Source organism: Salinimicrobium gaetbulicola, from assembly GCF_042676025.1.
Classification (GTDB): domain Bacteria; phylum Bacteroidota; class Bacteroidia; order Flavobacteriales; family Flavobacteriaceae; genus Salinimicrobium; species Salinimicrobium gaetbulicola.
Map to the genome: position 1 here is coordinate 1,135,824 of NZ_JBHTJP010000035.1, position 228 is coordinate 1,136,051.

Sequence of the window (228 nt, forward strand, 5' to 3'; positions counted from 1 at the left end):
ATCAAAACGCTTCTTAGGAAGCTTCGAAAAAAAATAAAATTTTTTTCTTGCCAGAATGAAAATCGGTTGTATATTTGCAGCCGCTTAGAACAAGAGCGAAGTTCACAACAAATTATTGAAATAAAATCCCTGGTTTGGGCGAGTGTAGAAGAGGTTCGAATCCTTTTATTTTAACAACGAAACCACGAAAGTGGAAGTTCATTGACATATTGAATTGACAGCGCGTAT